This is a genomic window from Mycobacterium scrofulaceum (genome assembly GCF_001667885.1).
Lineage (GTDB): Bacteria > Actinomycetota > Actinomycetes > Mycobacteriales > Mycobacteriaceae > Mycobacterium > Mycobacterium scrofulaceum_C.
Genome location: NZ_LZJW01000164.1, coordinates 26,616 through 39,301, shown reverse-complemented (window position 1 = coordinate 39,301; position 12,686 = coordinate 26,616). Strand labels below are relative to the sequence as shown.

At 66.6% G+C, this 12,686-nt stretch carries 13 protein-coding genes; 7 read left to right on the top strand and 6 right to left on the bottom strand.

Annotated features, from left to right (window positions below; translation table 11 throughout):
- Window positions 1–282: 282 nt before the first annotated feature.
- Together A5681_RS22980 and A5681_RS22975 are read left to right on the top strand one after the other, a co-directional pair.
- Window positions 283–1,098, top strand: a complete 816-nt coding sequence (locus A5681_RS22980; protein WP_231996401.1) for an alpha/beta fold hydrolase — start codon at window positions 283–285, stop codon at window positions 1,096–1,098.
- Window positions 1,095–1,385, top strand: coding sequence for a putative quinol monooxygenase (locus A5681_RS22975; protein ID WP_067280970.1), 291 nt, complete (start codon window positions 1,095–1,097; stop codon window positions 1,383–1,385). The genes A5681_RS22980 and A5681_RS22975 overlap by 4 nt, the downstream gene beginning before the upstream one ends.
- A 136-nt stretch (window positions 1,386–1,521) precedes the next feature.
- Here A5681_RS22975 and A5681_RS22970 read toward each other — a convergent pair whose 3' ends face one another.
- From A5681_RS22970 to A5681_RS22950, 5 genes are all read right to left on the bottom strand, one after another.
- Window positions 1,522–1,980: a cupin domain-containing protein gene (locus A5681_RS22970; protein ID WP_067280968.1), complete on the bottom strand. Its 459-nt coding sequence runs from the start codon at window positions 1,978–1,980 to the stop codon at window positions 1,522–1,524.
- 145 nt (window positions 1,981–2,125) lie between these two features.
- Window positions 2,126–3,778, bottom strand: coding sequence for an acyl-CoA synthetase (locus tag A5681_RS22965; RefSeq protein ID WP_067280966.1), 1,653 nt, complete (start codon window positions 3,776–3,778; stop codon window positions 2,126–2,128).
- A gap of 8 nt (window positions 3,779–3,786) precedes the next feature.
- The gene (locus tag A5681_RS22960; protein ID WP_067280959.1) at window positions 3,787–4,407 is read right to left on the bottom strand and encodes a PaaI family thioesterase; all 621 of its coding nucleotides are present in this window, start codon (window positions 4,405–4,407) and stop codon (window positions 3,787–3,789) included.
- Window positions 4,404–5,024 (bottom strand): cysteine hydrolase, encoded by a 621-nt coding sequence (locus A5681_RS22955; protein ID WP_067280954.1) that lies wholly within the window; start codon window positions 5,022–5,024, stop codon window positions 4,404–4,406. The genes A5681_RS22960 and A5681_RS22955 overlap by 4 nt, the downstream gene beginning before the upstream one ends.
- Complete coding sequence (locus tag A5681_RS22950) at window positions 5,021–6,013, bottom strand: Rieske 2Fe-2S domain-containing protein (RefSeq protein WP_067280951.1); 993 nt, start codon at window positions 6,011–6,013, stop codon at window positions 5,021–5,023. Before A5681_RS22950 ends, A5681_RS22955 begins: the two co-directional genes overlap by 4 nt.
- Before the next feature lie 176 nt (window positions 6,014–6,189).
- Here A5681_RS22950 and A5681_RS22945 point away from each other — a divergent pair, with 176 nt between their 5' ends.
- The 3 genes from A5681_RS22945 to A5681_RS22935 are packed head-to-tail and all read left to right on the top strand — an operon-like array spanning window position 6,190 to window position 8,725.
- A complete protein-coding gene (locus A5681_RS22945; protein WP_067280950.1) occupies window positions 6,190–7,308 on the top strand; it encodes a PHB depolymerase family esterase in 1,119 nt (372 codons plus the stop codon).
- Entirely contained in the window at window positions 7,308–7,688 is a 381-nt protein-coding gene (locus tag A5681_RS22940; protein ID WP_067280947.1) for a nuclear transport factor 2 family protein, read from the top strand. Before A5681_RS22945 ends, A5681_RS22940 begins: the two co-directional genes overlap by 1 nt.
- Complete coding sequence (locus tag A5681_RS22935) at window positions 7,685–8,725, top strand: TIGR03857 family LLM class F420-dependent oxidoreductase (protein WP_067281330.1); 1,041 nt, start codon at window positions 7,685–7,687, stop codon at window positions 8,723–8,725. Before A5681_RS22940 ends, A5681_RS22935 begins: the two co-directional genes overlap by 4 nt.
- 67 nt (window positions 8,726–8,792) lie before the next feature.
- Here the strand turns inward: A5681_RS22935 and A5681_RS22930 are convergent, their stop codons facing one another.
- Window positions 8,793–10,289 (bottom strand): acyl-CoA carboxylase subunit beta, encoded by a 1,497-nt coding sequence (locus A5681_RS22930; RefSeq protein ID WP_067280944.1) that lies wholly within the window; start codon window positions 10,287–10,289, stop codon window positions 8,793–8,795.
- Window positions 10,290–10,427: 138 nt separating this feature from the next.
- Between A5681_RS22930 and A5681_RS22925 the strand changes: the two genes are divergently transcribed.
- A complete protein-coding gene (locus A5681_RS22925) occupies window positions 10,428–11,450 on the top strand; it encodes an LLM class F420-dependent oxidoreductase (RefSeq protein ID WP_067280940.1) in 1,023 nt (340 codons plus the stop codon).
- A gap of 11 nt (window positions 11,451–11,461) precedes the next feature.
- Complete coding sequence (locus A5681_RS22920; protein WP_067281328.1) at window positions 11,462–12,682, top strand: cytochrome P450; 1,221 nt, start codon at window positions 11,462–11,464, stop codon at window positions 12,680–12,682.
- The last annotated feature ends 4 nt before the right edge of the window (window positions 12,683–12,686 follow it).

The window sequence follows — 12,686 nt, the reverse complement described above, 5'->3', positions numbered from 1 at the left end:
ACAAGGGATGCCGCTCCTCGGAGCGTGGGACTCAGGGTGTTCGGTGGGCCGTCGAGGAGAACTGGTCAATCACCGATCGATTCCAGCCAGGAGCGATTCACCCAACGCGAGCGCTTCTACCATCGCCTTCAAGAGTCCAGAAGGCCTCCGTAGCAGCCTTCTAGCGTGGAGGGGACAGCGATGCCGACGTTCAACCACAACATGTTCGATCACGGGGATGTCCGGATCCATTACGTGACCGTGGGTACCCCGCCGAGTCACGGTGGCGACAATCGGACCTTGGTGCTCCTGCACGGCTGGCCCCAAACCTGGTGGGAGTGGCGCCATGTCATCGGGCCCTTGCACGCGGACGGCTGGTTCGTCGTCGCCCCCGACTACCGAGGCGCCGGGGCGTCATCCAAGCCCGTCGGCGGCTACGACAAACAAACCATGGCAGGCGACATCAGGGCCCTGCTCGACCACCTCGGTGTGCAGCAGCCCATCACCTTGGTAGGCCACGACCTCGGCCTGATGGTCGCCTACGCCTACGCCTGCCTGTACGCGACTGACGTCGAACGTCTTGTGCTCATGGAGGCCCCGATCCCGGGGACCAATGCGTACGAGAGCGTGGCAACGACCAACTACAGCGCGAATAAACTTTGGCACTTCCACCTGCACGGGGCGGCCGACAACGTCGCCGAGACGCTCATCGCTGGAAGCGAATTCCCCTATCTACGTTCGTTTTACCAGCGTCTGAGCGCCAATCCCGATGCGATCTCGATATCGGACGCGCAGCGATACGTCGCTGATTACACAGCCCCCGGAGCCATGCGTGCCGGCCTTGAACTGTTCCGCGCCTTCGAGCAGGACGCTTCCGACAACCGACGCATTCTGGCGGAGCAGGGCAAGCTCACGCTGCCGGTCCTCGGACTGGGCGGGGCCGCGAGCTTCTTCGTACCGATCGCCGAGGCCATGCTCTCGGAGATCGCCGACAACGTCACGGTCCGGCCCATCGAACATTCGGGGCACTGGATCGCCGAGGAACAACCCGAGACGTTCCTGTCATGCCTGCGCGAATTCATCGAGGCAACCGGCGGCGCGAAGGGACGCGCGGCATGATCATTTTGAATGTCTTCTTCGACGTGGCGCAAGCGCACGAAGCCGAATTTCTGAAGCTGTTGAATCACATGGTGATCGAGTCCAACAAGGAAGACGGCTGCAGCCTGTATCAATTGTGGCGCAATGCCCATGATCCTTACAGCTACGTCCTCGTCGAACATTGGGCCTCGCAGGAGAGCCTTGCCGCCCACGGCAAGACGCCGCACTGGATCAACTTCAACGACACCGTCAACGGATACTTGAAGTCCGACTACGAGGAACACCATTACAACGAGATCCCGCGCTGAGCCTTGGGACGCGAGCGCGGGTGGAGACCGGCTGCGGCCTCTACCCGGACACGCGGCTGTCGGCCGCGGCGCGCGACGACTGATTCACGCGCGATCGGAGGGAGCACGCCGGGCCGAGTTCATTGGGGCCGCGAGGCTACAGCGCATACAGCGCCGGCAGGTTGACGACGATCGCCTCCTGGCTGCTGCGGGCAATGACCAACTCTGCCGGCGTTTTTGGATCGGGATTCTCCTCACGGTGAGGCAGATGTGGGGGTACGAAGACGTAATCACCGGGATCGGTCCGGACCCGAACCTCGCGCTCCCCGTCGAAGAACACAAACTCCGGATGCCCGCTCCGGACGTAGATCATCGTCTCGGAATCACCGTGGTGGTGGTTGGCCGAGGCGCTGCCCGGCGACGCCAAGGTTTCTCCCATCCACAGCTTCTCGCTACCCACGGTGGATCCACTCAACGCGGCGAAGCGCTGCATGCCGTCCGTCTGCGCTGTGGTGCCATCAAGTTCGGTTGACTTGACGTGGCGGACGCGATTGCGGGGTCCATGCTGCTGGGCATTGGGGGTGAAGTCGGGATGAAAACCGTCGGGGCCGGCCATGCAGTCGAGCGTAGACCTCCGGAGCGGCTCAACAATCGCTGCCCCGGGACGAATTCGAGACAATCAGCGATCAAATCAAGTCAGCGTCAACGCATTTGCGGTGGGGGCCGTGACGGTCGGCGCAAGCGGCGGTCGACCTTCACTGTCAGCCGTTCACCGCCTGCTCACGCGCCCACCGGTAGTCCGCCTTGCCCGACGGGCTGCGCTCGATCGCCGCCCGGAACACGATCGCCTTGGGGAGCTTGTAGCGAGCCAGCGATTGCCCGGCGTGGGCGACCAACTCCTCGGCGTCCACACGAGCGCCCTCGGCCACCGCGACGACGGCGACGACCTCCTGCCCCCACCGCTCGCTGGGCCGCCCCGCGACCACCACGTCGGCCACCGCCGGGTGCGAGGCGATCGCGGTCTCGACCTCCTCGACGAAGATCTTCTCGCCACCCGAGTTGATCGTCACCGAATCGCGGCCCAGCAATTCGATCCTGCCATCGGGATGGTGGCGTGCCCGGTCGCCGGGGATCGCGTATCGCACCCCGTCGATGACGGGAAACGTTTTGGCGGTCTTGGCCGCGTCGCCCTTGTAGCCCAGCGGCACGTAACCGCGTTGGGCCAGCCAGCCCATGCCGTCGTGTCCCGGCTCCAGGATGGTGCTCAGATCCTCGGCCGCCACGAACGTGTCCGGTCCGGCGTTGAAGACGCCGGTCGACACCGCCCCCGAGGTGGACATGTGGTGCATCTGCGCGCCGGTCTCCGAGGATCCGACCCCGTCGACCACGACGGCGTTCGGCAGGACTTCGATTAACCCTTGCTTGACGAACGGGGTGAGCAACGCCCCGCCGTTGGCCACCACGCCCAGCGACGACACGTCCGCGATCCCCTTCTCGATGGCGGCGACCAACGGGCGGGCCATCGCGTCACCGACCACTGTCACCACGCTCACGCGCTCGCGCTCGATGGTGCGGACCACCTCCTCGGCGTCGAGACGATCGACGACCGAGGGGAAGACGACGGATTGCCCGGTCGTGATCGCCGTCATCACGCTCCACTGGGCCGCGCCGTGCATCAGCGGGGGCAGGATCATCAACTTGGTGCCGGGGCCCGCGAGCACATTGGCCGCGATCTCCTCGACGGACCCGAACGGCTCGCCGGTCATCATGTTGCGGCCGCCGAAGGAGGTCATGAAGATGTCGTGCTGGCGCCACAGCACGCCTTTGGGCATTCCCGTCGTGCCGCCGGTGTACAGGACGTAGAGGTCGTCCGGTGAGTGCTGCACCGGTGGTGGCTCGGGTGCGCACGACGCCAGGGCGCTCTCGTAATCCACTGCGCCGTAGATCAAGTCGTTGCCGGAGTCGTCGGCGATCTGAATCAGTACCCGCAGCTGCGGGAGGTCCGGCAGAATTTCGGCCACCCGGGGTGCGAATGCGGCGTGGTAGATCAGCGCTGTCGCCCCCGAATCCGCCAACAGATACTGCAGCTCGCTCTTGACGTAGCGGAAGTTGACGTTGAACGGGGCGACCCGGGCTGCGAAGGTGCCCAGCAGCCCCTCGACGAATTCGTTGCCGTTGTAGGCGTAGATGCCGAGTAAGTCCTGGCCGGTTTCATGGCCGGGCAGACCGGAGCGTTCGGTGCGGCACCCGAGCCCACGGGAATGCAGGTATGCCGCGAGCCGGTGCGACCGCTCGATCACCTGTGCATAGCTGTATCGCCGTTCGCCCTGGATCAGCAGCTCCCGGTCGGGGATCGCGGCGGCAACGGCCGCCGCGACGGCGGGGACCGTGAATTGTGTTGCTGTGTCGGACATCAGGCCTCTCAGGGCTGGTGGGGAAGGAGACGGACCATCAGGCCGTTGGCTTCGGTGAGCAGCGCGCCATCAGCGGCCGTCATCGTAGCCGAGATGAAGATCTTCCTGCCCTCGATGTCGGTGATGTGTCCGTGGGCGGTGAGCGGCTCGTCGATCGGCGTGATGTTGCGGTAGTCGACATGCAGGTAGGCGGTGCGGGTCGGGGGAGTGCCGGCGGTAGAGACCACCATGCCGAACAGCCAGTCGTAGAACAGCGGGATCATGCCGCCGTGCACGGCGTTGTTTCCGCCGACATGGGCGCGGGTGAAGTGTCCCGCCATCGTGACGCCATCGGGACCGGATTCCCTGATGGTCCAGGGTGGCAGGAGCGGGTGGCCCAGGCCGGGCAGCTCGATGACGCGGCCCGCCGGTGCCATGCCCTCGGGCACCTGGTGACCGTCCAGCAGGGCGCAGGCGTCTTCGACGAGCCGGGCCGCGGCGGTCCACGCCGAGCCGTCCGGATTGCTGGCGAGGGTCAGATCCTGCAGGCGGCGCGTCGCGGCGACGAACCGGCCCAGCCCTGGCGGCGCGTGTTCGGCCGGCTTGATCTCGGGAAATCCACCGCGAACGCCGGGTGTGGTATCCGTCATCGCGGCGTCCAGACGCTGAGCAACTCGTCGGTGGTGGTGATGGTCGCGAGCAGCGACAGGGTGTTGGTGATGATGGCCTCTCCATACTCGGTGGGTACGCCGGCGACGGCGTCCCGGGGCACCACGACGCGATAGGCGGCATTGACCGCATCCATCACGACGTTGGGAATGGCGATGTTCAGTGAGACCCCGACGACGACGATGGTCGACACCCCGAGATTCCGCAATATCGCGTCCAGGTCGGTGCCGCCCATCGGCCCGACGCCGTGCCAGCGGCTCAGCACCAGATCGCTTGGTTCGGGCCCCAATTCCGGCAACACGGCCGCTCCAGGGGTGCCCGGGGTGATGTCGACGTGACCGTGCCCCATGGCGAAGATCTTGGCGTTGTGATTGGAGCCCAGCCCGTCGGGCCGTCGCCGCACCAGGCAGTGCACGACGCGGACACCGGCCGCCCGGGCCGCCGGCAACAGCCGAACGATGTTGGGCAGCGCGACCCGGCGCGCCTCCTCGGCCAGCATCGCCAGGCCGGCGTTGGGGCCGATGACCGCGCCCTGGCACTCCTGCGTGACGATCGCGGTGCGCTCGGGTGCCGCGATCTCGGCGAGTTTCGGTGTCATGCCGGCACTTCGTAAAACTGTTTGGCCCACTTCCGCAGCGCCATGTACCCTTTCGCGTCGGCCTTGGACAGCGCCGGATTCTCCACGTATTTCTGATAGCGCCAGATCTGCAGATCATCGAACACGGTTGACAGGAACTGCTTTTCGATGATGTCGCGGAGCCTGCCCTGCGGGACGTCGGCGGTGTCGCCGGGGACCCGCGGCCACCAGATCGAGTAGAACAGGTCCGAACACTCGTCGTCGACCGGCGTGCACGTGAAGATCAGCCGATGATTCTGCGCCCCCTCGAAGACGCTGATCGCTCCGCCCAGGCCGAACAGGTGGCTGTGGAACCGCAGCGCGAGATCCTCCGGGTTGTCGCTGCGCGTGTCGGGCCACCCCGCGACGAACTGCCACTCGTGACCCACGATCTTGTAGTCCAGCACCCGCGGGGTCACCGTGGCGTGATGCACGTATTCGAAATGGGCGCTGTCGGGGGCGTTCTCCGCGACGATCTGCGGATGCACCGGTTCGCGCTCCGCGCGCCGGGAGAACTCCGGGTACGCGCGGTAGTAGGCCGCGGGGTCGGTCTCGAATTGCGGAAACTTTTTGAAGATGTCCGGCATCTCCCACTGCGGCTCCTTGCCGTCCGGCTGGTGCCAGAGGAACACGCAGTCGTATTGCTCGCGCACCGGGTATACCCGCAACCGCAGCGCGCGGTTGGGGCGGTCCGGTTGATAGGGGATGTATCGGTTGGTGCCGTCCGGGCCCCAGCGCCAGCCGTGGAAGGGGCACTCGACGCAGTCGCCCAGCACCTTGCCGCCGTGGCCGAGGTGGGCGCCGAGGTGTTTGCAATGGGCTTCGAGAACATGCAGTTCGCCTGACGCGTCGCGGTAGGCGAGGAGGTCCTCACCGAAGTATTTCAGCGGCCGCACCTCGCCGACGGGGAACTCGGGAGACCACCCGACCATGAACCACCCGGTGACCTTCCAGGTGAAGGGCACTTTCACGCTGAAGCCTCCGATTGCCTGATACTAAGTCCGTTACAGTATAGATTTCAGCAGTCTGGTCCGTGCGCGGCAAGGAGCGAAATGACTCAGGCCACCCCGCTGGTCGCGCCGACAGTGCCGGTCGACTCGCCTCGCAACTGGTGGTACGTCCGATTCAAGCTGGCCCAGGCAGTGGCATGTCGAAGGTGACGCGCGGACTCGGGCTCGTCAAGGAGGCGACCCGCGAGCTCGGCATGCTGTTGCCCCGGACGGTGGCCGGTCTGAACGAATCGACCGGCTGGGCGCCGGTGTCGCCGCGGGGTGTGCGGCAGTTCGGCGAAGTCATGCTGGACGAGCTTGTGCTGAGCGGCTTTTCGCTGCTCGGCGGCAGCCCGGCGGCGATGCGGCCGCTGGCCGGCTGCGAGGCCGCGGCGGAGGAGTTGTCCGCCCTGGGCATCGACCGTGCGCATGGGGAGCCGATGCCGCTGCGCGCAACCTTGGTGCGCCGGCGACGCATCGGTAATCTGGCGTACGAGCGGATGGCGTTCGAGCACGACCCGGCGTTACCGAACACGCTGCAAGCCGAGGGCCGGGGAGGGCCGGCCAGGGCGGTGGTGCACCTGTGCCGGCACACCGATGGCCCCCGACCGTGGCTCATCTGGGTGCACGGCGCGGGTCAGGGCGGCACGGAAGACCTGCTGCTGAGCCGCATCGGCCGAATCCACCACCAGTTGGGGTTCAACGTCGCGCTGCCGGTGCAGCCCGGTCACGGCTGCCGGCGCCGGGAATGGCCGGCCTACCCGGACATGGACCCCTTGGGCAACGTCGCCGGCATGATGCGCTCGGTGTCGGAGATCCGCGCGGTGGTGCGTTGGGCCCAGCCACAGGCGAGCGCCGTTGTGGTGGCCGGTATTTCGATGGGAACGCCGGTCGCGGCGCTGGTTTCACACCTGGAAAGGCAGATCGATGCAGTGGCGCTGTACACGCCGATCCTGGGGCTGAATGCGATGATCGCGCGACACTTGGGGCGCTGGGGATCGTCGCGGGACGGATTCCGCGAGCTGCTGGCCTCCCCGGTGGTGGCGAAGCTGACTTCGGTGATCGACCCGTTGCGGGTGGATCCGGCGCCACCGCCGCATCGCCGGCTCATCGTCGGCGCCTGGCACGACCGGATGGCGATGCGCGATCCCACGGTCGAATTGCAGGAGCGCTGGGGTGGCCAGCTGTACTGGTATGACGGCAGCCACGTCGGGCACATCTTCTCCCGTCGGGTGCAGAAGGTGACCGATCGGTTTCTGCGCGAGGTGGCCGGCTGATGGCGGCTCCGCGCTCGGCGCGTGAGGTGGTCGAGCTGTACAACCTGGTGGTGTGGAACGAGCAGGACCTGACCCTTGCCGAGGAGCTGTTCGCCGACAAGGTGATTCGGCATGGGGTGGGCGAGGTGCACACCCTCACCCGCGAACAGGCGGTCAGCCGGGTCAGGGACGTCTGGGCAATGTTCGATACGTTGCGCTTCGATCTGAACGTCGTCGCCGCCGGTGACGACGGCGAGCACGTCGCCATCGTCTACGACTCGTCGATGACCACCGAGGACGGCACCGAAACGAACATCGCCAGCATCGAGGTCTTCCGCGTCGTCGACGGGAAGATCACCGAGGTCTGGAATTGCGGCTATCAGCAAGGAGTTTGGAGTTGAGCGAGCGCACTCTCGATGAATTGGGCTACTACCTGCTGGCCGGCGCCGGCGGGGAGGGTCCGGCGACGCTGATCGACGAGGCCCGCCGCGGCGAGCAGCTCGGCTTCGGCACCGCGTTCATCTCCGAACGCTGGAACGTCAAAGAGGCGTCATCGCTGACGGGGGCCGCGTGCGCCGTGACGACCCGCATGCAGATCGCCACCGCGGCAACCAATCACAACACCCGCCACCCGCTGATCACCGGATCGTGGGCGACCACGATGCACCGGCTCTCCGGCGGGCGCTTCACGCTGGGAATCGGCCGGGGCATCGCGGCGATCTATGGCGCGTTCGGCATCCCGGCCGTCACGACCGCGCAAATGGAGGACTGGGCCCAGGTTATGCGCCGCCTGTGGCACGGCGAACTGATCTTCAACCACGGCGGGCCGATGGGGAAATACCCGATACTTTTCCTCGACCCGGACTTCAATGAGGACATCCGGTTGGCGCTGGTGGCTTTCGGGCCCAAGACCCTCGACCTCGGGGGCCGGGTTTTCGACGACGTCATTCTGCACACCTACTTCACGCCCGAGACGCTGCAGCGCTGCGTCAAGACCGTCAAGTCTGCGGCCGAGAAGGCCGGCCGCGATCCAGACAGCGTCCGGGTGTGGTCGTGCTTCGCCACGGTCGGTGATCACCTGCCCGAGGAGCTGCGGCTGAAGAAGACCGTGGCGCGCCTGGCCACCTATCTGCAGGGCTACGGTGACCTGATGGTGCGGACGAACGACTGGGATCCGGCCGTGCTGCAACGCTTCCGGGAAGATCCGGTGGTGACGTCGATCGCGGGCGGGATCGACCACAAGGCCGCGGCCGAGCAGATCGAGCACATCGCGACGCTGATTCCCGACGAGTGGCTGGAGCCGTCGGCCACCGGGTCGGCCCGGCAGTGCGCCGACCGCGTCCGCAAGGAATTCGATTACGGGGCCGACGCGGTGATCATGCACGGCGCCACGCCGGACGAACTCGAGCCCGTGGTCGCGGCGTACCGGACCGGCTGACCGAGAGTGCAACGGGCGACGCATTCCGCGAGAGGCGCCGGCGTTAGTTGCACTTTCGCGAACGGCCTCAAGGCAGGATGACGGTCCGGGTGACCGGCTCCGCCGCGGCCTGGCGGCTGGACAGTCCGCGAAGCAGTGACCCCAGCAGGGCATTACGGGTCTCGCGGGGATCGATGAGTTCGTCGAAGCCCAGATGCTCGGCCGAGCGATAGGACGCCTGCAACTCGGCGTCACGCAGCTTCGCCGTGATGTCCTCACCGGCGTGCGTCGCCCGGCCCAGCGCCGCCGCGCTCATGGCGCCCATGGTCGCGCCCGGGTACGCGAACGTCGCGCTCTGGTGATCGAAACCCAACAGCGACATGACCATCGAGCCGAATCCATATGCCTTCCGGAGCGTGACGTGCAACTTGACCGTGGTCGCCGCCGTCTGCGCGGCGAACATCCGAGCACCGGCGCGCAGCACGCCGCTGCGCTCGGACCGACTGCCGGGCAGCATGCCGGGGTTGTCGGCGAGGAACACGATGGGCAGGTGGAACGAGTCGGCCACCATGATGAAGTGTGCCGCCTTGTCCGCCGCGTCGGCGTCGATGGAGCCGGCGAGCACGTTGGGCTGGTTCGCGACGACCGCGACCGGGTGCCCACCGAGATGGGCCAGCGCACAGATGATCGCCTTGCCGTATAGCGGCTGCACCTCGAACCAGTCGGTCCGGTCGAAGACCACGTCGAGCACGGCGCGCATGTCGTAGACGCGGCGATTGTCGCGGGAGACGATATCGAGCAGTTCGGGCGTCGCACGCGGCTCGCTGTCCTCGTCCGGCGGCAGTTGCGCCGGATACGACCACGCGCTCGGCGGGAAATACGACAGGTAGCGCCGAATGTCGGCGAGCACGGTTTCGTCGTCGTCGGCGACGTTGTGGATCACCCCGCTCGGCACGGCGGTGCCCGGGCCGCCGAGGTCCTCCTTCGAGATCTCTTCTCCGGTGGACTCTTTGACGACCGGCGGTCCGGCGGTAAAGATCGCGCCCTGAGCGCTCATGATCCGGAAGTCGCAGACCGGGGCGACGAGGGCGCCGTGTCCGGCCGAGGGGCCGAGCACGGCGGCGACGGTCGGTACCCGGCCCGAGCACTGCGCCTGGGCGAGCAGGTCGGTCGGGGCGCGGCCGTAATGCCCACCGCCGGGACGAAAGCCGGCGCCTTCGAGCAACATCACCAGAGGAACCTTGTCGCGCAACGCGAGTTCGGCGATGCGGTAGCGCTTGGAGTTGCCGCCGGGTCCGATGCTGCCGGCCATGGTGGTGAAGTCCTCCGAGCCCAGCATCACCGGCGAACCGTTGATCAATCCGGAACCGACGACCAGCCCATCGGCCGCGATGTCGCCGCCGACCAGCGTGCCGATTTCGCGGAAGGTCCCCGGGTCGAGGAGGTGCTCGATGCGCGCCCGGGCGTCGAGCTTGCCCTTGCCGCGGTGCTTGTCGAGCCGTTCGGGACCACCCATACCCCACGCGCGCTCCCGACGGCGCCCGAGATCGTCGAGCGTTTCTCCCCAGTCCTGGGCTTTCGACATGCCTCTGTCCTACCTCATGCACGTTTCGTTCGGTGAGCCAGCCCGAGGGTGGCGACCCGCCGCGCCCGGCTACGCCGCGCTTGCGATCGCCACGCCTGCAGGGTCACATACTGGATTGCTTACTGTAAAGTTACCCGCATGGTCGACGCCCGCCGCCTCAAGGTCGACGGCGGCATCCCCAATCAACTCGCTCGCGCGGCCGACGCGGCGGTCACCTTGGAACGGCAGGGCTACGACGGCGGATGGACGCCCGAAACCAGTCACGACCCATTCCTGCCGCTGCTGCTGGCCGCCGAGCACACGAAGCGGCTGGAAATCGGGACCAACATCGCCGTGGCGTTCGCCCGCAACCCGATGATCGTCGCCAACATCGGTTGGGATCTGCAGGAGTATTCGAAGGGCCGGTTCATCCTCGGGCTGGGCACTCAAATTCAGCCCCACATCGAAAAACGGTTCAGCATGCCGTGGAGCCACCCGGCCCGGCGCATGCGGGAGTTCGTCTCGGCGCTGCACGCGATCTGGGACGCCTGGCGCGACGGCGGCAAACTGCGCTTCGAGGGCGAGTTCTACACCCACAAGATCATGACGCCGATGTTCACTCCCGAGCCGCAGCCCTATCCGATGCCGAAGGTGTTCGTGGCTGCGGTCGGTGAGGTGATGACCGAGATGTGCGGCGAGGTCGCCGACGGCCACCTGGGCCACCCGATGGTGTCCAGGCGCTACATCACCGACGTCACCACGCCCGCACTGCTACGTGGCCTGCAGCGGGCCGGCCGCCGGCGCGGCGACGTCGAGTTGTCGGCCGAGGTGCTGGTCGCCACCGGCGAGAGCGACGCCGACCTGCAGACCGCGACTGCCGCGGTGCGCAAGCAGATCGCCTTTTACGGATCGACGCCGGCCTACCGCAAGGTTCTCGAGCTGCACGGCTGGGGCGACCTGCACGACGATCTGAACCGGCTGTCCAAGCAGGGGGAGTGGGACGCGATGGCCTCGCTGATCGACGACGAAATGCTGGCGACCTTCGCGGTCGTCGGGCCAGTCGGCGAGGTCGGCGCCGCCCTGCGGGAGCGCTGTGAGGGTGTCGTCGACCGCGTCCTGCCGATCTTCATGACCGCTTCGCAAACCTGTATCACCGCCGCGATGAAGGAGTTTCGCCAGTGAGCACCACGACGATGGACGACGCCGGAAAGTTGTTGGCCGATCCACTGGCGTACACCGACGAGAAGCGGCTGCACGCGGCGCTGGCTCACCTGCGCGCCAACGCGCCGGTGTCGTGGGTCGAGGTGCCGGACTACAAACCGTTCTGGGCGATCACCAAGCACGCCGACATCATGGACATCGAGCGCGAGAACATGTTGTTCACCAACTGGCCGCGCCCGGTGCTGACCACCGCCGAGGGCGACGAGATGCAGGCGGCCGCGGGCGTGCGCACGCTGATCCACCTCGACGATCCGCAGCATCGGGTGGTACGCGCGATCGGGTCCGATTGGTTCCGGCCAAAGGCGATGCGGGCGTTGAAGGTTCGTGTCGACGAGCTCGCCAAGATCTACGTCGATAAGATGATGGCCGCGGGTCCCGAGTGTGACTTCGTCCAGGAGGTGGCGGTCAATTACCCGCTGTTCGTGATCATGTCGCTACTGGGCCTGCCGGAGGCCGACTTCCCGCGGATGCTCAAGCTCACCCAGGAATTGTTCGGCAGCGACGACTCTGAATTCAAGCGCGGCAGCTCCAACGAGGACCAGCTGCCTGCGTTGTTCGACATGTTCCAGTACTTCAACGGGGTGACCGAGTCGCGCCGCGAACACCCGACCGAGGATCTGGCGTCCGCCATCGCCAACGCGCGCGTCGACGGGGAGCCGCTGTCCGATATCGACACCGTGTCGTACTACCTGATCGTGGCCACCGCCGGCCACGACACCACGAGCGCGACCATCTCCGGGGGCCTGCAGGCGCTCATCGAAAACCCCGATCAGCTCGAGCGCCTGCGTGACAACCTCGACCTGATGCCGCTGGCCACCGAGGAGATGATTCGGTGGGTCACCCCCGTCAAGGAATTCATGCGCACGGCGGCCGAAGACACCACCGTGCGCGGGATGCCCATCGCGGCCGGGGATTCGGTGCTGCTGTCCTACGTGTCGGCCAACCGCGACGAGGATGTCTTCACCGACCCGTTCCGCTTCGACGTCGGGCGCGACCCCAACAAGCACGTCGCCTTCGGCTACGGGGTGCACTTCTGCATGGGCGCCGCCCTGGCCCGCATGGAGGTCAACAGCTTCTTCACCGAGCTGTTGCCCAGGCTCAATTCCATTGAGGTGACCGGTGATCCGGAGTTGGTCGCCACCACGTTCGTCGGCGGCCTCAAACACCTGCCCGTGCGTTACTCGCTGGCCTGAGTGG

What these genes read in the sequence shown, in the direction of transcription:
- A5681_RS22970 (WP_067280968.1), bottom strand. Translation starts at nt 1,980, where the DNA reads ATGGCCGGCCCCGACGGTTTTCATCCCGACTTCACCCCCAATGCCCAG.
- A5681_RS22920 (WP_067281328.1), top strand. Translation starts at nt 11,462, where the DNA reads ATGGACGACGCCGGAAAGTTGTTGGCCGATCCACTGGCGTACACCGAC.
- A5681_RS22930 (WP_067280944.1), bottom strand. Translation starts at nt 10,289, where the DNA reads ATGTCGAAAGCCCAGGACTGGGGAGAAACGCTCGACGATCTCGGGCGC.
- A5681_RS22965 (WP_067280966.1), bottom strand. Translation starts at nt 3,778, where the DNA reads ATGTCCGACACAGCAACACAATTCACGGTCCCCGCCGTCGCGGCGGCC.
- A5681_RS22940 (WP_067280947.1), top strand. Translation starts at nt 7,308, where the DNA reads ATGGCGGCTCCGCGCTCGGCGCGTGAGGTGGTCGAGCTGTACAACCTG.
- A5681_RS22960 (WP_067280959.1), bottom strand. Translation starts at nt 4,407, where the DNA reads ATGACGGATACCACACCCGGCGTTCGCGGTGGATTTCCCGAGATCAAG.
- A5681_RS22955 (WP_067280954.1), bottom strand. Translation starts at nt 5,024, where the DNA reads ATGACACCGAAACTCGCCGAGATCGCGGCACCCGAGCGCACCGCGATC.
- A5681_RS22925 (WP_067280940.1), top strand. Translation starts at nt 10,428, where the DNA reads ATGGTCGACGCCCGCCGCCTCAAGGTCGACGGCGGCATCCCCAATCAA.
- A5681_RS22975 (WP_067280970.1), top strand. Translation starts at nt 1,095, where the DNA reads ATGATCATTTTGAATGTCTTCTTCGACGTGGCGCAAGCGCACGAAGCC.
- A5681_RS22945 (WP_067280950.1), top strand. Translation starts at nt 6,190, where the DNA reads ATGTCGAAGGTGACGCGCGGACTCGGGCTCGTCAAGGAGGCGACCCGC.